Genomic DNA, 21157 nt, shown 5'->3' with positions numbered 1-21157 from the left:
CACGATCCGAAGGACGCCGTGTTTCAGCGGAACGGCAACGCGCCGAGCGCCGTCAGGTCAGCGGAAGCGAATGTTCAGCGTCGCCATGCCGAAGATTTTCTGGTCACCGGCCTTGGCGCCGACGATGATGACACCGCTGCGGGTCGCCGGGTCCAGCGACTTGACCCGGCCGCTGTACTCGATGTCCGCGCCCTCGGCGGCCGACACGATCGCCGGCTGGGACAGCCGCACCGTGTAGCGGGTTACGGCACCGGGGTCGCCTGACCACGCGGAGGCGAACCCGGCGCCCAACCCCATGGTGAGCATCCCGTGGGCGATCACGTCGGGCAGCCCGGCCAGCTTGGCGATGCCCTCGTCCCAGTGGATCGGATTGGCGTCGCCGGCTACGCCCGCGTAGTTCACCAGGTCGCCGCGCGACAGTCGGGCATGGTGCGCCGGCAGCTGGTCGCCGACCGAGACGTCCTCGAAGGAGCGCGTCCCCGGGGTTCGGGTGGTGCCTCCTTGGGCGATCCGCACCTCACCATCGGGGCGCACGGCCTTCTCATACACGGCGTCCGATTCGGCGATGGCGAGGAGGTCCACGTCGTGCATCATGATTTTCGGGACGGCCGACTTGATCGCCGGATCGATGTCTTCGGCCGTGATGCCGACGACGGTGGTGTGCAGGGTGTGTACCCGCTCGCCTTCGGTGTCGGTGAAGGTGTTGGTGACAGTGATGAAATCTCTCCCGGCGGTCCTGCGTACCGACGACAGCTCGACGTCGATGCGCAATTCGTCGCCGGCCACGATCGGGCGGTGCTGCTCGAAAACTTCCTCGGTCTGCAGGTAGGTGTCGTAGCCCACGACCACCGATTCGAACATCCGGCGATTGCACATCATGCCGGGAACTGACGTAAACGTCAGCGGCGCCACCAGGCCGGAGTAGCCCAGTTCAGCGGCGGCGGCGACATCCCAGTGCGCGGGGTGATAGTCCTGCACCGCGCGGGCGTATTCGCGAACCTTCTCGCGGCCGACCACGTAGGTGCCGTCCATCTGGTAGTAATGGCCGACCCGCGATTCGAGTGCCGACGCTTCTGTAGCTGCGGTCATCAATTTGCTCAACTTTTCTATCGGCTTGTTTCGATGAGGCCGACCCAAGCACACTAACGTGCGGAAACCGGAGCAAAACACGCCGATGCGCTTCGCGGGCCCGTTTCGCCGCGACCGTCGCGGCCGCGCGTGTCAGACGGTCGCCGTCGGTATAGCTCTTTACACTTCGGGCTGTGACCTGGGAACAACCGTCAGCGATCGCGCCGTGCGGCCATTGTGGTGCAGAGACGGTGTGGCTGCAGACGGCCTATGGCGGTTGGGGATTGTTCGATGCCGAGATGTTCCCCACAGCAGAAAGCTACGAGGGCAATCGCTTTGCGATCGATCGTCGCACGCTCGTCGTCGTCGACCTCGATTGCACCCGCGAAAAGCGTTGGCCCTCGAGTTGTTTACGGTTGCATAAATTTTCCTGCCCCGAGACCTATGCGAAGGCCCGGTTTCACCCCCGTAGGCCACGTCAGCCGGTCCAGGTCGAGCTGGACGATTTCTGGGAGCGTCTGATGCGGGTGGGAACGGCGCGGCAACGGAAGACGAGTTGATCGAGTAGTCGACTACGCATGCGGTGGGGCCCTCGCAGCTGACACGCTGTTCGCGTCCGGTACCGCGGCGGAAGGGCGGCGATGGAAGTCACGATCGAACGGTGCGGGGGTTGGATAGGGCGAGCCGAGAGGCTCGGGCCCGTCGACATAGCGGGAGTGCCGCAAGGCTCCGCCCGCCGGATGCGTGCCGTCGTCTCCGAAATGGGCTTCTACGGCTTGCCGGCCACCATCACCAAGCCTGGCGGAGCCGACGTCGTCGAGTACAAGACGACCATCGCCGTCGGCGCTCGCACGCATATCGTCTACTCGAACGACCTGTCAGAAGAGGCATACCAACAAAAGCTCGCCGATCTGATCGGGCTGCTCGAACTGTCGGGAGCCAAGTTCGCGGTGATAGAGCCGGCGAGCAACTCGAAGGCGGCGATGGAAGCCTTGCGATACGACCTCACCGGAGGGGGCATAACGCTCGCGTACTTCACGTTCGGTGACCTCAAGAACGAGCGGATCCTGTGGTATTCCGACGGGGATCGTTCACTGGACTTCTACCACACCGACGTCCGTACCGGCGATGTGCCCGATCTTGACGGCCGCTGTGTGATGGTCAAGCTCAAGGGGGCGGGTGCGAAGGCGGTCACCGCGACTCTGCTGGTTCCCAGCGTCTGTTTCACCGGCGCCGACACCGCATGGTCGACACCGGTTGACGCGGCGATGATCATCGCCGGTCCGGCCGCGAGCGGCCGGGGCAAGAGCTACCACGCCATCAATCTCGTGGGCGAGGCCCGCAACCACGACTAAACGTCAGCGGCCGGGCGGCACCGGGATGTCGGCGTGCCGAACCTGTTTGCCCCCAGCGCGTTTCGCCTCGTACATCGCGCAGTCTGCGGCCTCCACGAGGCGTTCGACGAGTTGCCGGTCGGGGGTTTCCCGTTCCGGCAACAGCCGGATGGTGCTGACGCCCAAGCTCGCCGTACCGCGGGGTTGTGCGCCGCCCGCATCGCCGCGGCGGGTGACGCGTCGATGGCGGCGGCCACGTGGTTGGTGCGGAGTGCGGGCATCCTGGCCGTCCCGGGTTGACGCCACCACACGACGATCCAGTGCATATTTCGACGCCCGTGGCCCTCTCCTCGACCGCACAATTCAACGGCGCGGACGACAAACCGTCGTCGCATGCTAGTGAGCTCCTCGAAAACGAGGGGCCCTTCGAATTTTCAGCCCGGGCCCGCGTCATGTTCGGCGGAGAGTTGGCTTACCGATCACACGGTGGATACCTGGCCGTGGGACCGTACCCGTATGCGAGCCGAATTGCGTGCCAGTCGGTCACGGCCGGTCGAGCGATTCCATCGGTTCTGCGAGGCAGTCGTCGAGCGGCTTCCGTGGGGGCTCGGATCGGTCGTCGCGCCGACATTCCTGGGCTTCTGCATCATCAACGGCGTCACCTTCGGCGTCGATCTGGCGATCCTCACGGGTCTGCGCAGTGGTCTGGGTTTTCCGGTTCCGGTCGCCGTCACCATCGCGTACGCGACGGCCTTCACCCTGAGCTACGCACTCAACCGCACCTTCAACTTTCGATCCCACGCACCGGTCGGACCACAGGTTGTGGTCTACGCCGTGGTCGTCGTCGTCAATTACCTGGCGTTCATCCTCGGGGTGTCCACGGCGTTGACGGCCCTCGGCCTGCAATACCAGTTGTCGCGACTGGTGGCCGGCATGTGCGAGGCCGCGTACATGTACAGCGCGCTGCGGTGGGTTGTCTTCCGGCGCTGAATGCGCCGGATCCGTCAGACGGTGACGAAATCGGCCATCATGGCCATGTCCTCGTGCTCGAGGTTGTGGCAATGAACGAGATAGGTGCCGCGATAGTCATTGAATCGAACGATGACCTCGACCGCCTCCGAGGGGGCGACGTCCACGGTGTCTTTCCATCCGCGATCGTATGGACCGGGTGGCTTGTTGTCGCGTGACAGGACTTGAAAGTGGTTGAGGTGTACGTGGACCGGGTGCCGAATATCGGTGATGAAGCGCCAGATCTCCACGTCGCCGAGCCGAGGCGTCGCGAGCGGATCGCCGGGCTTATAGGGCTTGTGGTTGATTGTCCACATGCCGTCGCGGCCTTGCCCGAAGAGGAATGTGCGGGTGGCGGTCGCGCCGCGGCGGTCCAGTGGCCGGAAGCTGTCGCTGAGGCGCGAGGGAACGGCCGATTCGTCGGATCGATCCGTGCCGACGACATCGAAGCGCAGTACCTCTGCGGCGGACCCTGTTCCGAGCGCGTTCACGAGGCGTACCCGGGTGCCGGGCCGATACCGCGAGAAATCGACGATGACGTCGAAGCGCTCCGCCGGTGCGATGTCGACGGCGTCGTGGCTCACCGGGCTCGGGAGAAGGCCACCGTCACTGCCGATTTGGATGAACCCCGATCCGCCGGCCGGTTGCGGATCAAGCTGCAGCCGGTAGCGACGGGCGTTGGACGCGTTGAGTATACGGAATCGATACCGCGCCGGGTCGGTTTCGAGTACCGGCCATGGAGCCCCGTTGACCAGAACGACGTCCCCCAGGACGCCGTTCATGTAGGGCGCGGCCACGGCGGCGCCGTCGGTGGCGGGGTACTGGAACGAGCCGTCGGCGGCAAACGACCGGTCGGCAATCATCAAGGGGATGTCACGGGGACCTTTCGGGAGGGGGAGTCCGTCCTCCTCGTCGTCGCGGACGAGGTGGAAACCGGCGAGCCCCCGCCACACCGCCGGCCCTGTGGAGCCCATGCGATGGTCGTGATACCACAGCGTCGCCGCCCGCTGTCGCATCGGGTAGACGTATTCCCGTTGTCCCACTACGACGTTGCGCCCCATGTCGGCGGGCATGCCGCCGTGGGTCTCCTCGGTGGATCGCGGCGCGATGAGGTCGAGCGGATAACCGTCGCTGTCCGGCGGCGTGTGGCCCCCATGCAGGTGCACGACGACCGGCACGGGCAGCGCGTTGTCGTGGCGGACCACGGTCGTCCGGCCCGAGCGCGACACGATCGTGGGGCCGGGGAACGTGCCGCCATAGGTCCAGGCAGGTGTGGCGAGTCCGGGGAGTATGGCGAGGTCGGCTACCTGCTGCGTGATCATGTAGTAGTCGGTCGTGGCGTCGCTGGCGACCGGTGTGAGCTGTTTCGGTATCGGCAGCGGCACCTGGTAGGGCGGCGGCAGCGGCGCCCGGCTGCGCAGCAGCCTGCCTGGCTCGGCCGGCCCCAGCGCCGTCTGCACCGCCGGCCATCCGGCGCCGAGGATGCCGACGCCCGCCGTGGCCAGGCCCATGCGCAGCATGGTGCGGCGCTTCACGGCGTCACCGCGACGTCGGCAGCGACCGGGCGCGCCGGCAGCGGGGTACGCCACACCGTCGCCGTGAGCTGTACGATGCCGGCGACCAGCAGGACACCGAGGGGCACGTGCACCGCGGCGGAATGCAGTTCGCCGGTGGCGAATTCGGCGACCAGCAGCAACGTTTGGACCACGCCCGCGAAGAAGGGTCCGCGCGGGCCGCCGGCGCGCCAGACCCATGCCAGGACCGCGATCTGGGCCGCGGAGGCGATGGTGATCGCCCGGGCCCCGATCGCGTGCCACATCAGCGCGTCATACTGCCCGCCGAGGAAGTTGCCGGCCAAGATCGCCTGCGTCACCGCCAGCAGGGCCAACAGCGCGGTGCTGCCGCGCGCCAGCAGCAGGGGCGGACGGGCGGCGGTGCTCGCTGCGTTACCCATGTCAGTTCCTCACAGGACCGCCGGATGGGCTGCGATCGCGACCGCCAGCGCGGCGCAGTTGAGCGCCAGTAGGAATCCGCCGAACATCATTTGGCCCGTTATGTCGTTGGCGAGCACGTGGGTGTACACGGCGCACACGAAGAAGACGACCAGGCCTGCGGCAGCGGCGATCCCGATGGGCGGCACCCACAGGCCGACGATGAGTCCCGCGGTGCCGAGCGTCTTCAGGGTTCCGATGGGGAACCTCAGCCAAGACACCGGCACGCCCGCGCTGGCCATCCCGGGCAGGATCGGCGCGAAGTGAACCAGCGCCGCGATACCGGAGAATCCGTCGAACGCGATCGCGATGTACGTCACGACGAGGTATGTAGTGTGCACGGCGCCTCCAATCACAACGGATGATTATCACGATATATGACAATCATGGGCCGTGCCAAGAGGGCTGGCGGATGCAATCACCGAGCCAAATCGCCAGGGCCGGCGATCTTTCGTGCGTGGATGGCAAGCCGCAGGCGATCACGCCAGCTGCGGGTGCACTCCCGGGATAAGCCCCGCTCCGGCGGCGACGCGTTGCAGGAGCCGGCGCAGCGTGGCGCGTTCTTTGGGTGACAGCGGTGCAGTGATCTGGTCCTCGATGCTGCGGCCCTGCTCGTGCAGGGCCGGCAGCAGGCGGCGGGCCTTGGCCGTCAGGGTTACCGCGACCGCGCGCCGGTCTTCCGGATGGGGCAGCCGCTTGGCCAGCCCCCGCTGTTCGAGGTTGTCGATCACGGTGACCATGGCGTTGCGGTGAATGCCGAGGCGTTCGGAGAGCTGGCGCTGCGACTGACCGTCGTCGCTGGCCAGTGCCACCAACACCGCGTAGGTGCGCGGGTCGGCCCCGATCGGCGCCAGTCGGCGCTGGAAGTCGCTGCTGATGTGGGAGCCCAGCTGCGCCAGCAGAAACGGGATGCGTTCGTCGAGTTCGGCGATACCGGCGCGCTGCTCACTCATCGGCCAAGGCTACATCGGCGGGGATTGTCACAAGCTTGGATAGTCGCGTGTGGTGCCTATGCGGGGCCCGGAACCCGGGTCAATAGGCGACGCCGACCGCTTGTCGGAATGTCTGCGGTGCCGCCAGGGCCTCGAGCATGGCGTGGGCGACGTCGGACCGCGAAATCGCCGAACCACGGGCGACGTTGGCGCCCAGAGCGGTTCGATAGCGCCCGGTGATGGGCTTGTCCACGAGCCGGGGCGGGCGCACGACCGTCCAATCGACGTCGCTGCGCTCCAATATCGCTTCCATCTCCGCGAGGTCGGCGTAGACGTTTCGGAACACGGATTTCACGACGGGCAGTAGGAGCCAACGGTTAAGCAGGCCCTCGCCCTCGGCCACCGGGCCGACGGGGGTAGCGCTGACGCCGACGAAGCGCCGTGTCGAGCACGCGTCCATGGCGGACAGGATGGCGCGGGTGCTGGACGAGACGACGGGTCCGTCCTTTCGCCCGTGCGGGCCCAAGGCCGACAGCACGGCGTCGCTGCCGCGGATCACGGGAATCAGCGTGCCGGGGTCGTCGAGCGCGGCAACCGTCACGACCCGCAGCCCGGGATCCGTCAGCGGTAGGCGCCGGGCGTCGCGGACGACCGCGGAGACGACGTAACCGCGTTGCAGGCATTGCTTGACGAGCTCCTTGCCGACACCGCCGGTGGCTCCGAACACCGTAACTTCCATCGCAGACCGCCTCCTCGAGCCCATGCCTCTGATCGATGATTGTCACGATACATGATAATCATTGGTCAGGCATATAGACGGTCGGCCATCACCGCGACAGTCGCGTCACCAACCTCCGCATGCTGCGGGCCAGCGATTCCGGGACGTGGTCGGGATCCATCAGGTCGTTCTCGGCCAGCGGGCTGCCCTCGTTGGCCACGGCCCGGCTGGTGAACCGCCGCAGCGTCTTGCCCTGTCCGCGCAGCGCCTCCACGGCCTGCAAGAAGGAGTTGCCTTGACGATGCATCGTCCGCTCGAACTCGTCCGTCGGCGCGCCCAGATGTTCGCACACCAGTTGGTGCCGCACCGCCGTGATGGCCCGCCGGATATGTTGATGCGCTTCGGCGTTCGGCTCGGCTTCGATGGCGACGTCGCATTCGCTGTCGAAGCCCAGCGACCTGTTGTTGAAATTCGAGGAACCGACGCGCAACAGCCTGTCGTCGACGATCAGAACCTTCGAGTGAACGTAGATGGCTGACCCGCCGTCGGTCTCTGGCCAGTAAACGCCCAATCGACGATGAGCATCGGCGGCCCAGAGCCGTTGGATCAGCCGGTGGCGCGCGCCATCCATCGTCTCCCGCTCCAGGCGGTTCAACCCCCTGCGAGGAAGGACGATGACGACCTCCGGACCATCGCGTTCGCCGAGCCGGTCGGCCAGCGCCTCGACCACCTGCCGGGACGCCAGATACTGGTTCTCCAAGTAGATGGTGTGGCGTGCCGCGGCGATCGCCGCAAGGTTGAGGGCCTCCACCTCGCGAACCTCGTGACGATCGTGCAGCGTGGGCAACGTGCGCGCGATGCCGACGTCGACCTCGCGCAGGAGCGGCTGCAGGCCGGACGGCCAAATGGCATGGGCGCCGTCAATCGGGTCCAGCGACTGGCCGGTCGCGGTTCGCCACCTATCCCGGGCGACGTCGGCGAGCGCGGTCGCCGCGGCACCGTCCACCGCGGCCGCGACCTCGTGTCGCGGACCGTAGCTGCGGCCAAGCGCGCGGCGAAACCGGTTGTGGTGCTTGTGTTCCGGGGTGTCCCAGCGATCCAGCGTCAGGTCGATGCCCCCGCAGAACGCCAAGACGTCGTCGACGACCACCAGCTTCTGGTGGTGGACGGAGCCGGTCGGCCGGGCCCCGTCAATGGCAAGGCGTAACCGCTTGCTGCTGAGCCGATTCACCACCGACACCGGGGTAACGCCGTACCAGATGCCGTCGAACACCGGCAGCAGGCGCAGATTGGACTTCAGCACGTGGATCTCGAGGTCCGGCTTTCGCCAGAGCAGCCAGTAGAGAAAGGCGCCCAGCTGGTTGGGGCCGGCGAGTTTCTTGCCGCCCCGTTCGAATGTCGTCCTGGTGTCGAAGTCCCACCCGACCAGCATGATTCGCCGCCTGGCGCGCAGCATCGCCGCCTTCACGTGCCGGAAATAGTCGGCGGCGTCGACGATCAAGCCCGCCTGATCAGCGCACTCGACACGCCAGCATGTCCGACCGGCGATCAGCACGGAATCGTCTTGCATATCAAGCCGGCCAGCGGACCCGACCCGGGCCGCGGCGTTATCGCGTGCTCTCGTCGGGGAGGTCGTGCCGGGTCTGATGCAATCCGGGTCCCCGCGGGTCGTCGTTTTGGTGCTCCAGCTTTTCCTGCAGTTCGCGTTGCTCCGCGGTCGCCTTCCTCGCGTCTTCGGGCGCGGGCGGCGGGTCGATGTTGACTTGCTGATCCACGCGACATCTCCTTGAGAGCTTCAACCCTGCTTTTCACACAGGATCTCCCGAATCGCACCATTCGAAACGGAACGTGGCGGAACGCACGGTCGCCGGCGACCGCTAACTCCCCGGTACACGCTGCTCACAGATGGCACAAAGCGCTTCCACAGGGTGCGGCGAAATGATGTGGGCGGGCGCTGCTTCGCCTTGATGGCAGCACTTAACGCGGATTGCCTGGAGCGGGAGGGACATTGAGCGCACCGGCCGCCGTTGCCGACATGGTCCTGGGCAAGCCACGCATGCGGGGCTGGATCCATCAATACTGCGCCGTCGCCGCCGTCGTAGCGGGGGCGCCGTTGGTGGTGGTGTCGTGGGCGGAGGCCTCCAAGCGGGCAGGGCACTCGACGCTGACATACGCCCTGGCGATCGTGGCGATGTTTGGCGTCAGTGCGATTTATCACCGTGTCCACTGGGAGTCCGCGGCGTTGCGGACGTGGATGAGGCGGCTCGACCACTCGATGATCTTCGTGCTGATCGCCGGGACCTATACGCCTTTCGCCAGGTTGGCGATGCCCCGGGGGACCGGATACGTGGTGCTCGCGATCGTCTGGGGCGGGGCGCTGGCCGGAATCGCGCTGACGCTGTTCTGGCCGACGGCTCCGCGCTGGGCGGGTGTGGCGCTCTACCTGCTGCTGGGCTGGGTGGCGGTCTGGTACACCGGATTGATCCTGCACAACGCCGGGCTGGCCGCGACGGTGTTGCTGGCCGCGGGCGGCGCGCTGTACAGCATCGGTGCGCTGTTTTACGGGCTGCGCTGGCCCGACCCTTGGCCGACGACGTTCGGCTACCACGAGTTCTTTCACGCGTGCACGGCGCTCGCGGCCGTCTGCCAATACATCGCCATCTGGTTCGTCGTCTTCTAGAACCAATCCGCTCGCCGATAAGCTGGTCGGATGGCAATGACCAGCGTCACCAACCCGATTCCGCCACAAGACCTTTCGGGAATCGTCGGACACCGCTTCATCTACACGTATGCCAACGGGTGGCAGTACGAGATGTATGTCAAGAACGCCACCACCATCGACTACCGCATCCACTCCGGACATGTCGGGGGCCGTTGGGTCAAGGGCCAGCGGGTCCACCTGGTCCAGCTCGACGAAGACAGCTTCAAGGTCTCCTGGACCGAGCCGACGGGGACCTGCGTGGCCGTCAACATCCTGCCCGCCAAGCGTCGCCTACACGGCGTGATCTTCTTCCCGCAGTGGATCCGCATGCACGGTGAGCGCACCGTCTGCTTCCAAAACGAGCACCTCGACGAGATGCGGGCCTACCGTGACGAGGGGCCCACCTACCCCATCTACGAAGTCCCCGAATTCGCCTACATCACCCTGTTCGAATACGTCGGTGTCGACGACGAGACCGTCGTCGACACCGCTCCCCAGGACCTGCCCCCGGGGTGGTCCGACCGCACCGGCTGACGGACCGAAACCCGCGCTACTTCAGGTCGGCAGCGACCCGCTCCAACGCCGCGAGGTGGTCGTCGACGGTCGCCAAACCGGCGTTCATGGTGTTCACCGAGAGGTGGGTGGCCCCGGCGGCCCGCCAGGCGGCGATGTCGGCGGCGGCCTTGTCGGGGTCGCCGGTCCAGCTGACCCGGCCTTCCATCCCGAGGCCGCCGACGTCGCGGCCCGCGGCCGCCGCCGCGCGCTCCACCTGCGTACGCGCGTAGTCGAGGCCGGGCCCGGGCTCCATCATCGGGAACCAGCCGTCGCCGAGCCGTCCCGCGCGTTCGTAGGCGCGGTCCGAAGCGGCGCCGAACCACACCGGGATCGGACGCTGGGTCGGCATCGGGGCCAGGCCGGCTGCGGTCACGGTGTGGTACTCGCCCGCAAAGGTGACCGAGCGTTCGGTCCATAGCCTGCGCATCACCTGCACCTGCTCCTCGGAGCGTTTGCCCCGGTTGCGGAAGTCCTCGCCGAGCGCCTCGTATTCAACGGCGTTCCATCCCAACCCGATGCCGAGGCGAAACCGCCCGTTGGTGAGCAGATCGACCTCGGCCGCCTGCTTGGCCACCAACACCGACTGCCGCTGCGGCAGGATGATCACGCCGGTGACGAGTTCGAGCGAGGTGACCGCGGCCAGGTAGCCCGAACATCACGAACGGCTCGTGAAACGTCGAGTCGATGTCGTAGGGGCCCTGCCAGCCCCGGTGCACCGCCGGGTCGGCGCCTACGACATGGTCGTAGGCCAGGATGTGGGTGAAGCCCAGCTCCTCGACGCGCTGCCCGTAGGCACGCACCGCCGCGGGGTCTCCACCAAGCTCGGTCTGCGGGAACACGACTCCTATGCGCACGGAGCGTTCAACCGAGTCCCGCCCCGATTGCTTCCGCGCTCCGCGACCAATCCAGTAAACACACGTTCACAGGGAACTGCCAGGGAACCCGGTACCGCCGGTACGCATGACTGGGCGAGGGTGTGGGTACCCGGCCGAGTGGACGGTCGCGAAGTCGGCGGCCTGCGTTCCGCCCTTGGATCGACCGCTCCCGCAATTCGAAAAGGGAGGCCGACGGCGCACGGCCCGTCGGCGGGAGGAGCATCTGATGCCCGAGGTCCAACTTCACCACGAGGGACATCCGAAATACCGCCGGATGGTCCGGTTCGACTGGTCGGAAACGCCGCTGCATTGGGTGCCCGGCGACCCGTTCTCGACCCACATGATCAACGTCCTGCACTTGCTGCTGCCCGAGGGGGAGCGGCATTTCATCAAGGCGGTGCTCGAAGCGTCGTCGCTGGTCGATGACCCAGAGCTGGAGGCGGCGATCAAGCCGTTCATCCAGCAGGAGTCCTGGCACGCCTGGGCGCACCAGGTGGTACTCGACCATCTCGCCGAGCAGGGCATCGACACCAAGCCGTACACCGATCGGCTCGGCAGGCTGTTGTCGATCACGCTGGGGGATCCGCCCAAGTGGTTTCCGCCGGCCATGAAGCGGTGGTGGCTGTATCGGCGGCTGGCCGATGTGGCCGCGCTGGAGCATTACACCGCGATGCTGGGCCAGTGGGTGCTGACGAACCGGGGTCTGGACTACGCCAAGGCCGACCCGATGATGCTCGATCTGCTGCGCTGGCACGGCGCCGAGGAGGTCGAGCACCGCTCCCTGGTGTACGACGTCTACCAGCACGTGTCCGGGAACTACTGGATCCGGGCGTTCTCGATGCTGTTCGTCTCGCCGCTGTTCATCGGCTGGTGGGTCGCGGGGGCGCGTTACCTGATGGCCCAAGACCCGACCATCGATCAAAAGTGGCGCTGGCGGGACTGGCTGGCGGCCGCCCGCGAGTACCGGATACCGGGCCCGTGGAAGCTGCTCGTGACGACGCCCGTCCGGTACCTGCGGCCCAGCCATCATCCGAACGACGAGGCGTCCACACAGATGGCGGTCGACTACCTGAACTACTCCCCGGTGGCGAAAGCCGCTCGCGAGCGAGCGGGGTCTCACGAAAAGTCACCGGATCAATCCCAGGGGTTCGAGACTTCCCGCAACGGCGCACGAAAGGCCGAGGTTCGATGAAGGTTTCGGTGGATCTTGACACCTGCGACGGCAACGGCGTGTGCATGAGCATTTGCCACGAGGTGTTCGACGTGCGCGAAGACGGACTTCACGTGCTCCAGGCGGAGCCTCCGGAGGAGTTGCGCCAGCAGTTGATCGGCGCCGAGGTGTCCTGCCCCACCCAGGCGATCACGGTGAAGGAGTGATCCGATGCCGAGCCATCAGCTGAGGGAGGTCGTCGTAGTCGGCGCCGGCGTGGCGGGGACGCGCGCGGCCGAGGCCCTGCGCCAGGATGGCTACGACGGGGCCCTGACCATCGTGGGCGCCGAGCGGCACGCCCCCTACCACCGGCCGCCGCTGTCCAAGAAACTGCTCACCGGCCAGGTGCACCGCGCGGGCGTCGACCTTGCGCCGCAATTCGAGCTGGAGGCGCGGGTGTTGCGCGGCGCGTCGGCGATCAAGCTGGACCTGTCCTCGCGCACGGTCCACCTGCGCGACGAGAACCAGGATCTGTCACTGCAATTCGACGGGCTGGTGATCGCCAGCGGCGCGACGCCGCGCCGCTGGCCGGGTGCGCCGGTCCCGGATGGGGTGCTGACGCTCCGCACCGTCGACGACTGCCTGGCCATCCGGGAACGACTTGGGTCGCGGCCGCGAGTCGTCGTGGTCGGCGGCGGATTCATCGGCGCCGAGGTGGCGGCGAGCTGCCGATCGATCGGGCTGGAGGTCGTGCTCGTCGAGAAGGCGACCAGCCCGCTGCTGGCCGCTTTGGGCAAGGAGCTGTCTCCCCGGTGGGCCGAGTTGCACCGTCAGCACGGCGTGGACGTGCGGGTCGGGGTGGGAGTCGACTCGTTCCTCGGTGACGGTCGGGTGGAGGCGGTTCGCCTGACCGATGGGTCGCGGGTTCCCGCCGACGTCGTCATCGTCGGCCTGGGTGTCACTCCGGTGACCGACTGGCTGGACGGGTCGGGCTTGCGCGTGGACGACGGGGTGGTCTGCGATGGCACGGGCGCGGCGGAGGGCGACACCGGCGGCGCGGCCGTCGTCGCCGCCGGCGACGTCGCGCGCTGGTGGCACCCGCTCTACGAGCGGCACCTGCGCACCGAGCACTGGGAGGACGCCGGGCGTCAGGGCGAGGCGGCGGCCAGGACGCTGTTGGCGGGCCCGGACCGCGCCGACACATTCGACGAGTTGCCCTACTTCTGGTCCGATCAGTACGACGTCAAGGTGCAAATGCTCGGGGTGCCAACCGATTACGATGCGGTCGATATCGTCGAAGGCGATCCCGACGCGTGGGAGTTTCTCGCCGCTTACGGCCGGGGTGGCCGCACCATCGCGGTGCTGGGCACCATCCCGAATCGGGTGTACGCCTACCGCGACGCCATCGCCGAGCGCGCCGAGTTTCCGCCCAAGCGGCCGGACTGATGGCGCACGTGCGCTTGCCCGGCAACGTCGTCGAAACCACATCCAGACCGTAGCTTTGCCGCGTTTTAGGCGCTGAGCGCAGGCTCGCTCGGTGGCGTCGCGAGCCGCCCCGCGATGATGGACGCGTGACCGTGAACAAGACCAACGCGGTGCTGCGGATCGGCGACTTCGAGCCGACCTTCGCCCATGAGCTGGCCCTGCGGTACGAAACGCCCTCGCTTCCCGACGGTCGGGAGCGCTCCAGGTTCCTGGCCGAGCACGCGAGCGAGATCCGCGTGGTGGTGACCTCGGGCCACCCCGGCGTCGACGCGGAGACCATCGCGGCACTGCCCAGCCTGGAGGCGATCGTCAACAACGGGGCCGGGGTGGATGCCATCGACCTGGATGCGGCCAAGCGCCGCGGTATCGGCGTGAGCAACACCCCGGACGTCCTGTCGGACACCGTCGCCGACACGGCCCTGGGCCTGATCCTGATGACGTTGCGCCGTTTTGCCGCCGCCGACCGCTACGTGCGGGCGGGTCGATGGACGCGCGACGCGCCGTTCCCGTATGCGAGGGACGTCAGCGGCCTGCAGGTCGGGATCCTCGGGCTGGGCCGGATCGGGTCGGCCATCGCGACCAGGCTGCTCGGGTTCGACTGTGCCATCGCCTACCACAACCGCCACCGGATCGAGGGCTGCCCGTACCGCTACGCGCCGTCACCGGTGGAGCTGGCGCGGTCGGTCGATGTTCTGGTCGTCGCCACCACCGGCGACCGCGGGACGCGCAAGCTGGTGGATCGCACCGTCCTCGAGGCGTTGGGCCCCGACGGTTACCTGATCAACATCGCGCGTGGCAGCGTCGTCGACCAGGAAGCCTTGGTGGAATTGCTCGTCGGCGGCGCGCTGGCGGGAGCGGGGCTGGACGTCTTCGCCGACGAACCTCACGTGCCCGCCGAGCTGTTGGGTCTGGACAACGTGGTGTTGTTCCCCCACATCGGCAGCGCGACCGCGCGGACTCGCCGGGCGATGGCGTTGCTCGCGATCCACAACCTCGACAACTACCTCGCCAACCGAGAATTGCTGACCCCGGTATTGCGCCCGCGTCGATGACGCCCCGATTTCGCTCGAGTTTGCACTTTATCGCAGTTGGTCTTTAATTCTTCACGTGACAAAACTGGGCCGTCGATGGTGAAGGAAACCGATCACTATGACTGGGTCAGTGCCTATCTGAAGGGCCGGGGTCTGCAGACCATCTGGCAAAGGGCGACATTCGCGTTCACAGCATCGCAGGCGGCTCTACCGCTGCTGATGCTGTGGAGCCCCACCGGGCCGAACAACGCGGCCTCCCGGGCGGCGTCCATCGCGATAGCGGTGCTGGGATTCGCCGGCGCAACCCTGTGGCTGGTCCACTGGCCCACCCGGCGGCAGTCGATCCTCTTTTCGCTGGGCGCGACGGCCGCCATCGCCGCGATGTGTTTGGGGTTGTCGAACCCGTACACGGGTTTGATGGGCTGCACGATGTTCGCGATGCTCGGTGGCTTCATCGCGTACTTCCACGCCGGCTATTACGTGCTGGCGAATTTCGCCGTGGCGACGGCGTGCGCGTTAACCCTGGCGCACCGATTCATCGTGATTACCGGTGACGTCGCGGCCATAACGGCCGGTCTGATAATCGTGATGGCGCTCAACATCGGCGTGCCATTCGGGATCGAGTCTGTGGTGCAGACGCTGCGAAGCGACCTCCGGACGTCCGACCGCGACGCGCTCACGGGCCTGCGCAACCGGCGTTCCTTCTACGAAGCGGTGCACGAACTGCTGACGCTGCACGGCCGGTCCGCGGGCAAGTATCTGGTGACGACGGTGATCGACCTGGACAACTTCAAGAAGGTCAACGACACCCAGGGTCACGCCGCTGGAGACCAGGCCCTGGTCGCGGTGGGCGCGGCGCTCGAAGAGAACTGCGGACCGTCCGCGGTGATCGGTCGGGTGGGCGGCGAGGAATTCGTGGTCGTCGACACCGACACCACACCGAACCCGACGACGATGGCCGAGCGGCTTCGCCAGGCGATCGCCGAGGTTCCCTTCCCGATCACGGCCAGCATCGGGACCTCCGGCATCGCATTGGACGCCTCGCTGGCCGACGCGCAGCTCATCGAGGATCTCATCAGCACGTCCGACGCCGCAATGTACGAGGCCAAGCGCGCCGGCGGGAACCAGGTTTGCCACTATCCGGCGTTCGTTCGCCGGGCCGCCGGATAGCCGGTGACATCGGCCCGGGAATGGATGGGCCATCCGGCGGTGTTGCGAAGGCCATGACCGACGGGATTGAGCTGAGCCCCACCGAATGGGTGCGCCAACAGACCGAACAAATACTGAAGCAAGGTTCGACCGACGGGGTCCAGATTCTCGACCGGCCGGTCATCCTGGTGACGACGACGGGGGCAAAGTCCGGGAAGCGGCGATACGTGCCGTTGATGCGCGTCGAGAAGGACGGCCGTTACGCCATGGTGGCGTCGAAGGGCGGCGCTCCCGCCCACCCCTCCTGGTACTTCAATGTCAAGGCCAACCCGGCGGTGACGGTGCAGGACGGCGACAAGGTCCTCTCTCTGACAGCGCGTGAGGTGGAAGGCACCGAGCGGGAGCAGTGGTGGCGGCTGGCCGTCGAAGCCTTTCCGCCGTACGGCGACTACCAGACCAAGACGGCCCGGCAGATCCCGGTTTTCGTGCTCGAATAACCGTCGCCGCGCCACGCCTATAACGAACGTCACACTCGGCAACGGCGTTGCCCGTCGCGATGAGCGGGTATTCACGGCTGGCCGTGAGGAACCCAGGATGAGTGAGACGATTCAACGCCGGCTCGGCGAATACAACAGCCCGATCGAGGACCGCCTCGAGGACGCCTTCAGCAGAATGCTGAGCGAGGGCACCCAGCGCATGCACCGCACCTGGCGGGGTCTGCTGGTCACCGGGTTCTTCGGCGGTACCGACGTCGCGCTGGGCGTGCTTGCCTACCTTTCCGTGCTGTCCGCCACCCACCAACCTCTGCTGGCGGGTTTGGCGTTCTCCATCGGCTTCCTGGCGCTGCTGCTCGGCCACAGCGAGTTGTTCACCGAGGGGTTCCTGGTGCCCGTGGTCACCGTGGCCGCCAAGCGCGCCAGCGTCTGGCAGTTGCTCAGGTTGTGGGGCGGCACGCTGTTGGCCAACCTCGTCGGCGGCTGGTTGATCATGTGGCTGCTCATGACCGCGTTCCCGCGGCTGCACGAGCAGACGATCGAATCGGGCACCCACTTCGCCACGGCGCCGATATCGGCCCAAACCGTAGCGCTCTCCGTCGTCGGAGGCATGACGATCACGTTGATGACCCGGATGCAACACGGCACCGAGTCGGTGCCCGGCAAGATCGCCGCGGCCGTCGCGGTGGCGTTCCTCCTGGCTGGCCTGCAGATCTTTCACTCGATCCTGGATTCGCTGCTGATTTTCGGCGCGCTCGTGGCCGGTCGCGCGCCGTTCGGGTACCTCGACTGGATGGGCTGGTTCACCTACACCGCGGCCGGCAATGTCGTGGGCGGGCTGGGTCTGGTGACGCTGCTGCGGCTGGTGCGCAGCAAGGACCGGCTGCAGGAGGAGCGCGCAGCCGTGGATGCCGCATGAACGGCCCGGCCCGCGCCAATCATGGTGCCGCATTCGCAATCCCGGCTGAGCGCAAGCTGTGGCCCAAGCGATACGTAGGCGGGTTATCGTCCGGACGACAACTGGGTATGCATATTTCATGACTGCCGATTCGCTGACGTCCGCCGCGCCGGTGCGATTCACCCGCGCCGGCGCCGCCGACGCCGTTACGGCAAGCGAGTTGCGTCGCGCGTTGCGAGTCTGGTTGCGCGAGGCGACCGACGTGTGTGCCGATGTTCGCGACAACATTCTCTTGGGCGCCGGCGAGGCGCTCGCGAATTGCGTTGAGCACGCGTATCGCACGCATCACCGCGCCGGCACCATGGAGCTGCAGGTCGGCTACGATCCCGCCGCACGATCGATCAGCGTGCGCGTCAGCGACCGCGGAACCTGGCATCGGCCGTCGCCGAAGAAACCCGACGATCCTCGTGCTTCGCGCGGCATCATGCTGATGCACGCGCTGGCCGATCACTGCACCATCAACGCGCGGCCCGGCGGCACAACGGTGTGCCTGAACTACGCCACCCACCCGATTACGTTGCCGGACAACGACGTTTGACGGTTAACGGCGTCGAGCCGCGCGTGCCTCACGCGCCGAAGGCGCGCTCCAGCTCCTTCAGCGACGTCTCCAAGTGGCCGAGCAGCCGCTGCAGGTGCGGGACGCTCCGGCGGCAGCCGACGAGGCCGAAGTCGAGGTTGTCGGCGTTGTTGGTCACGGTGATGTTGACCGCCTGGCCGTCGAGCGGGATCGACAGCGGATAGTTCCCATCGAGGCGGGCGCCACGCCAATACAGCGGCTCGGCCGGCCCGGCCGAGACGTTCGAGATGACGATGTTGAACGGCGGCGAGGCCGTCGAGAGATACCCCGGAATCAGCCCGAAGAACAGCCCACCGATGTTGAACGCCGACAGGGCCAGCTGTTGCATCGGGGGCAGTTGCTGGAACACCTCTTTGGTGTCGCGGATCGACGAGCTGATGGTCTCCAGCCGCTGCGCCGGGTCGTCGAGGTCAGTCGCCAGGTTGCACAGGAAGGTGCCGACCATGTTGCCGCCACGATCGTCGTCGTCCTTGCGGAGGTTGACCGGAACCATCGCGGTCAGCGGGGCGTCCGGGAGGGCGTTCTGCTCGATCAGGTAGGCGCGCAGCGCTCCGGCGGACATGGCGAGCACCACGTCGTTGACGGTGACGCCGGCGGCCGACTTGACCGCCTTGATGCGGTCCAGCGACCAGGACTGTGCGGCAACCCGCCTGGCGCCGCCGATCCGGACGTTGAACATGCTGCGCGGCGCCCGGAAGGGGAGGGTCAGTTGTTGTTCGAGCAGCGCGGCCCGCGCGAGCCGCACCGTTGACGGGGCCAACGCGAACGCGGACCCCGCGGTCCGCCCGACCCGTTCGAGCAGCGACGCCCGTTTCCCGCGGCCCGCGCGGTGTCGCGGCGGCAGGTTCCACGGGACCCGTACCTCGTCGTCGTCGGGATCGGAGGTAAACGCGCGCTGCACCAACCGCAGCGCCGATACGCCGTCCATCAGGGAGTGGTGGTACTTCGTGTAGACCGCGTACCGCCCGTCCTGGAGTCCCTCGACGAGGTGGGCTTCCCACAGTGGGCGGTGCCGGTCGAGCAGGCTGCCGTGCAACCGGGAGGCCAGTTCGAGCAGGTCGCGCACCCGCCCAGGCTCCGGCAGGGCCGAGCGGCGGAGGTGGTAATCGAGCTCCACATCCCTGTCGAGCGACCACGCGACGTTGGTGAGGCCGCCGAAGAAGGCCGGGTGCTTGCGGAACGTCGGCTGGATATCGGTGCACTCGAGCATCGCCTGATAGGACTCGCGGACGAAGTGCGGCCCGGCGTCCTCGGGCGGCTCGAAGAGCTGCAACGAACCCACGTGCATCGGATGTTCGCGCGACTCTCCGATGAGAAACAGCGCGTCCGTCGGCGATATCGGTTCCATGGCCGGCCTCCCATTCAGTCCCATGCCGTCCGGCCGCACCGCCCGTCGACACGGCTCCCCACTTCAATTAGCCACGTCGAGCGTCGCCCACACCTGAAAAATTCGACGGCGCCGTCTCCCGCATGCCAAGCCGACGATTCGTGGCGCGGTCATCCGGGCGGATAGACTGATGGGCCAGTAGCTCGCGCGGTTGAGATCACACGCCGCTGAGACCAAAAAAGTCCACGTCAGGGGTTGTGCCGTGCCCGAAGATAAGACCGAAGCCGTCAGCTTGGAGCCGCACTTCGAGGACGTGCAGGCGCACTACGACCTGTCCGACGACTTCTTTGCGCTTTTCCTGGACCCGACGCGGACCTACAGCTGCGCCTATTTCGAGCGCGACGACATGACGCTCGAAGAGGCACAGCTCGCCAAGGTGGACCTCTCGCTGGGCAAGCTCGGTCTCCAGCCGGGCATGACGCTGCTGGACATCGGGTGCGGCTGGGGCACGACGATCGTTCGCGCGCTCGAACGCTACGACGTCAACGTCGTGGGACTGACGCTGAGCCGCAATCAGCAGGCGCACGTGCAGCAACGCCTGGACCGGCATCCGAGCCCGCGGACCAAGCGCGTGCTGCTGCGGGGCTGGGAGCAGTTCGACGACAAGGTGGATCGCATCGTGTCGATCGGTGCGTTCGAACACTTCGGGCGCGACCGCTACCCCGACTTCTTCAAGATGGCCTACCAGGCGCTGCCCGCCGACGGCGTGATGCTGCTGCACACCATCATCAAGCCCAGCGACGACGAGTTCGCCGAACGCGGACTGCCCATCACCATGACCAAGCTGCGGTTCATGAAATTCATCATGGACGAGATCTTCCCGGGCGGAGACCTGCCCAACGCCGCGGCGGTCGAGCGGCAAGCCGAGAATGCCGGCTTCGCGGTCAAGCGAGTCCAGCAGTTGCGCCCGCACTACGCACGCACACTCGACACCTGGGCGGCGGCGCTGGAGGCCCGCCGCGACGACGCCATCGCGATTCAGTCCCAAGAGGTGTACGACCGGTACATGAAGTACCTCACGGGGTGCGCCGAGTTGTTCCGCGAGGGCTATACCGACGTCGCGCAATTCACCCTCGCCAAGGGCTGACGGGCCGGCGCGGTTTATCAGCGCAGCGCTGCGGGTAACACCACGAGCAACAACCTGATTCGGTGGGCGCCGACGTTTGTCGGCGCAAAACCGAAGGAAGGATTGACCGTGGGCGCCAAGCACCGCATGATCGAGCCGTCCGAGCAAAGAACGTCGGGGCATCGGAAGCTGCCGCGCAAAGCGCGGGCCATTGCTACCGGTTGCGAGATCGTCACCGGTGCGGTGCTGTGCGCCGTGAGCCTGACGGCGTTGGTGACCAACACGGCCGAGCCCGAAAAGCCAACGGTAGAGGCGACCTTGGGGCCGGCCCCGGTGTCCCAACCAGTGCGCCAGCAGGGAACCGTGATCGCGGTCTCGGCGGACTCGGTGACCGCTCGCAGCGTCGACGGATACACCCAGACCTATCTCGTCACCCCGAACACCGCTTTCATCACCAACGGCAGCCGATCCGCAATTGCCGCTTCACATTTCGAGATCAACGACCACGTCGACATCATCGGGACGATCAGGAACGGCACGGCGCTGGCTACCGCCGTGGCCGACCGCGACATGACAAACGGCAACGGATTGCCGATGGATCACGTTGTGGCGCAACCGGTCAGCGGCCGATAGCCGTCCCCGTCGGGTTGGGCGTGCCAGCTCGACGGTGCCACCCGG

General features: G+C 66.9%; 25 protein-coding genes and 1 pseudogene. 15 read left to right on the top strand and 11 right to left on the bottom strand.

Annotated features, from left to right (window positions below; genetic code table 11):
• Positions 1 to 57: 57 nt before the first annotated feature.
• Entirely contained in the window at positions 58 to 1089 is a 1032-nt protein-coding gene (locus MTAB308_RS16225) for a fused (3R)-hydroxyacyl-ACP dehydratase subunits HadA/HadB (RefSeq protein ID WP_077100476.1), read from the bottom strand.
• Between the two features lie 173 nt (positions 1090 to 1262).
• Here MTAB308_RS16225 and MTAB308_RS16220 point away from each other — a divergent pair, with 173 nt between their 5' ends.
• Both MTAB308_RS16220 and MTAB308_RS16215 read left to right on the top strand, forming a co-directional pair.
• On the top strand, positions 1263 to 1628 hold the full coding sequence (locus MTAB308_RS16220) for a hypothetical protein (protein WP_083746567.1): 366 nt from the start codon (positions 1263 to 1265) through the stop codon (positions 1626 to 1628).
• Positions 1629 to 1808: 180 nt separating this feature from the next.
• Positions 1809 to 2423: a hypothetical protein gene (locus MTAB308_RS16215; protein ID WP_077100474.1), complete on the top strand. Its 615-nt coding sequence runs from the start codon at positions 1809 to 1811 to the stop codon at positions 2421 to 2423.
• 3 nt (positions 2424 to 2426) lie between these two features.
• On the opposite strand, the gene MTAB308_RS28905 is transcribed toward MTAB308_RS16215, so the two are convergent.
• Positions 2427 to 2708 carry a nucleotidyl cyclase domain-containing protein gene (locus tag MTAB308_RS28905; RefSeq protein ID WP_157900955.1) on the bottom strand — a complete coding sequence of 94 codons (282 nt, stop codon included), beginning with the start codon at positions 2706 to 2708 and terminating at the stop codon, positions 2427 to 2429.
• Between the two features lie 210 nt (positions 2709 to 2918).
• Here MTAB308_RS28905 and MTAB308_RS16205 point away from each other — a divergent pair, with 210 nt between their 5' ends.
• Positions 2919 to 3392: a GtrA family protein gene (locus MTAB308_RS16205; RefSeq protein ID WP_077100472.1), complete on the top strand. Its 474-nt coding sequence runs from the start codon at positions 2919 to 2921 to the stop codon at positions 3390 to 3392.
• Positions 3393 to 3406: 14 nt separating this feature from the next.
• On the opposite strand, the gene MTAB308_RS16200 is transcribed toward MTAB308_RS16205, so the two are convergent.
• The 7 genes from MTAB308_RS16200 to MTAB308_RS29325 all read right to left on the bottom strand — a co-directional run bounded on the left by MTAB308_RS16200 (position 3407) and on the right by MTAB308_RS29325 (position 8826).
• Positions 3407 to 4945, bottom strand: coding sequence for a multicopper oxidase family protein (locus MTAB308_RS16200; protein ID WP_077100471.1), 1539 nt, complete (start codon positions 4943 to 4945; stop codon positions 3407 to 3409).
• Positions 4942 to 5364: a hypothetical protein gene (locus MTAB308_RS16195; protein WP_173842193.1), complete on the bottom strand. Its 423-nt coding sequence runs from the start codon at positions 5362 to 5364 to the stop codon at positions 4942 to 4944. Before MTAB308_RS16195 ends, MTAB308_RS16200 begins: the two co-directional genes overlap by 4 nt.
• Positions 5365 to 5373: 9 nt before the next feature.
• A complete protein-coding gene (locus MTAB308_RS16190) occupies positions 5374 to 5742 on the bottom strand; it encodes a DoxX family protein (protein WP_077104422.1) in 369 nt (122 codons plus the stop codon).
• A 138-nt stretch (positions 5743 to 5880) separates the two neighbouring features.
• The gene (locus MTAB308_RS16185; RefSeq protein ID WP_077100470.1) at positions 5881 to 6354 is read right to left on the bottom strand and encodes a MarR family winged helix-turn-helix transcriptional regulator; all 474 of its coding nucleotides are present in this window, start codon (positions 6352 to 6354) and stop codon (positions 5881 to 5883) included.
• 79 nt (positions 6355 to 6433) lie between these two features.
• Positions 6434 to 7072, bottom strand: a complete 639-nt coding sequence (locus tag MTAB308_RS16180) for an NAD(P)-dependent oxidoreductase (protein ID WP_077100469.1) — start codon at positions 7070 to 7072, stop codon at positions 6434 to 6436.
• A gap of 88 nt (positions 7073 to 7160) precedes the next feature.
• Entirely contained in the window at positions 7161 to 8621 is a 1461-nt protein-coding gene (locus MTAB308_RS16175) for a phospholipase D-like domain-containing protein (RefSeq protein WP_077100468.1), read from the bottom strand.
• A 37-nt stretch (positions 8622 to 8658) separates the two neighbouring features.
• Positions 8659 to 8826: a hypothetical protein gene (locus tag MTAB308_RS29325; protein WP_173842192.1), complete on the bottom strand. Its 168-nt coding sequence runs from the start codon at positions 8824 to 8826 to the stop codon at positions 8659 to 8661.
• Between the two features lie 260 nt (positions 8827 to 9086).
• On the opposite strand from MTAB308_RS29325, the gene trhA reads away from it, so the two are divergent.
• Positions 9087 to 9731: a PAQR family membrane homeostasis protein TrhA gene (trhA, locus tag MTAB308_RS16165; protein ID WP_083746566.1), complete on the top strand. Its 645-nt coding sequence runs from the start codon at positions 9087 to 9089 to the stop codon at positions 9729 to 9731.
• 36 nt (positions 9732 to 9767) lie between these two features.
• Positions 9768 to 10286 (top strand): phenolic acid decarboxylase, encoded by a 519-nt coding sequence (locus MTAB308_RS16160; RefSeq protein ID WP_077100466.1) that lies wholly within the window; start codon positions 9768 to 9770, stop codon positions 10284 to 10286.
• A 16-nt stretch (positions 10287 to 10302) separates the two neighbouring features.
• Here MTAB308_RS16160 and MTAB308_RS16155 read toward each other — a convergent pair.
• Positions 10303 to 11161: pseudogene (locus MTAB308_RS16155) on the bottom strand (LLM class F420-dependent oxidoreductase).
• A 247-nt stretch (positions 11162 to 11408) separates the two neighbouring features.
• On the opposite strand from MTAB308_RS16155, the gene MTAB308_RS16150 reads away from it, so the two are divergent.
• From MTAB308_RS16150 to MTAB308_RS16115, 8 genes are all read left to right on the top strand, one after another.
• The gene (locus MTAB308_RS16150; protein ID WP_083746565.1) at positions 11409 to 12374 is read left to right on the top strand and encodes a metal-dependent hydrolase; all 966 of its coding nucleotides are present in this window, start codon (positions 11409 to 11411) and stop codon (positions 12372 to 12374) included.
• Positions 12371 to 12559, top strand: coding sequence for a ferredoxin (locus MTAB308_RS16145; RefSeq protein ID WP_077100465.1), 189 nt, complete (start codon positions 12371 to 12373; stop codon positions 12557 to 12559). Before MTAB308_RS16150 ends, MTAB308_RS16145 begins: the two co-directional genes overlap by 4 nt.
• A 4-nt stretch (positions 12560 to 12563) precedes the next feature.
• Positions 12564 to 13778 carry an NAD(P)/FAD-dependent oxidoreductase gene (locus tag MTAB308_RS16140; protein WP_077100464.1) on the top strand — a complete coding sequence of 405 codons (1215 nt, stop codon included), beginning with the start codon at positions 12564 to 12566 and terminating at the stop codon, positions 13776 to 13778.
• Positions 13779 to 13903: 125 nt separating this feature from the next.
• Positions 13904 to 14869, top strand: coding sequence for a 2-hydroxyacid dehydrogenase (locus tag MTAB308_RS16135; protein ID WP_077100463.1), 966 nt, complete (start codon positions 13904 to 13906; stop codon positions 14867 to 14869).
• Positions 14870 to 14944: 75 nt separating this feature from the next.
• Positions 14945 to 16018, top strand: coding sequence for a GGDEF domain-containing protein (locus MTAB308_RS16130; protein ID WP_077100462.1), 1074 nt, complete (start codon positions 14945 to 14947; stop codon positions 16016 to 16018).
• Positions 16019 to 16071: 53 nt separating this feature from the next.
• Positions 16072 to 16494 carry a nitroreductase family deazaflavin-dependent oxidoreductase gene (locus MTAB308_RS16125; RefSeq protein WP_077104421.1) on the top strand — a complete coding sequence of 141 codons (423 nt, stop codon included), beginning with the start codon at positions 16072 to 16074 and terminating at the stop codon, positions 16492 to 16494.
• Between the two features lie 97 nt (positions 16495 to 16591).
• Positions 16592 to 17410, top strand: a complete 819-nt coding sequence (locus tag MTAB308_RS16120) for a formate/nitrite transporter family protein (protein ID WP_077100461.1) — start codon at positions 16592 to 16594, stop codon at positions 17408 to 17410.
• A gap of 151 nt (positions 17411 to 17561) precedes the next feature.
• Positions 17562 to 17987, top strand: coding sequence for an ATP-binding protein (locus MTAB308_RS16115; RefSeq protein ID WP_173842245.1), 426 nt, complete (start codon positions 17562 to 17564; stop codon positions 17985 to 17987).
• Between the two features lie 28 nt (positions 17988 to 18015).
• Here MTAB308_RS16115 and MTAB308_RS16110 read toward each other — a convergent pair whose 3' ends face one another.
• Complete coding sequence (locus MTAB308_RS16110) at positions 18016 to 19374, bottom strand: WS/DGAT/MGAT family O-acyltransferase (RefSeq protein WP_077100459.1); 1359 nt, start codon at positions 19372 to 19374, stop codon at positions 18016 to 18018.
• Between the two features lie 241 nt (positions 19375 to 19615).
• On the opposite strand from MTAB308_RS16110, the gene MTAB308_RS16105 reads away from it, so the two are divergent.
• Together MTAB308_RS16105 and MTAB308_RS16100 are read left to right on the top strand one after the other, a co-directional pair.
• Positions 19616 to 20500, top strand: coding sequence for a cyclopropane mycolic acid synthase family methyltransferase (locus MTAB308_RS16105; protein ID WP_077100458.1), 885 nt, complete (start codon positions 19616 to 19618; stop codon positions 20498 to 20500).
• Positions 20501 to 20608: 108 nt separating this feature from the next.
• Positions 20609 to 21112: a hypothetical protein gene (locus tag MTAB308_RS16100; protein ID WP_077100457.1), complete on the top strand. Its 504-nt coding sequence runs from the start codon at positions 20609 to 20611 to the stop codon at positions 21110 to 21112.
• The last annotated feature ends 45 nt before the right edge of the window (positions 21113 to 21157 follow it).

Source organism: Mycobacterium terramassiliense (assembly GCF_900157385.1).
Classification (GTDB): domain Bacteria; phylum Actinomycetota; class Actinomycetes; order Mycobacteriales; family Mycobacteriaceae; genus Mycobacterium; species Mycobacterium terramassiliense.
This window is presented reverse-complemented; position numbering and strand designations above follow the sequence as displayed.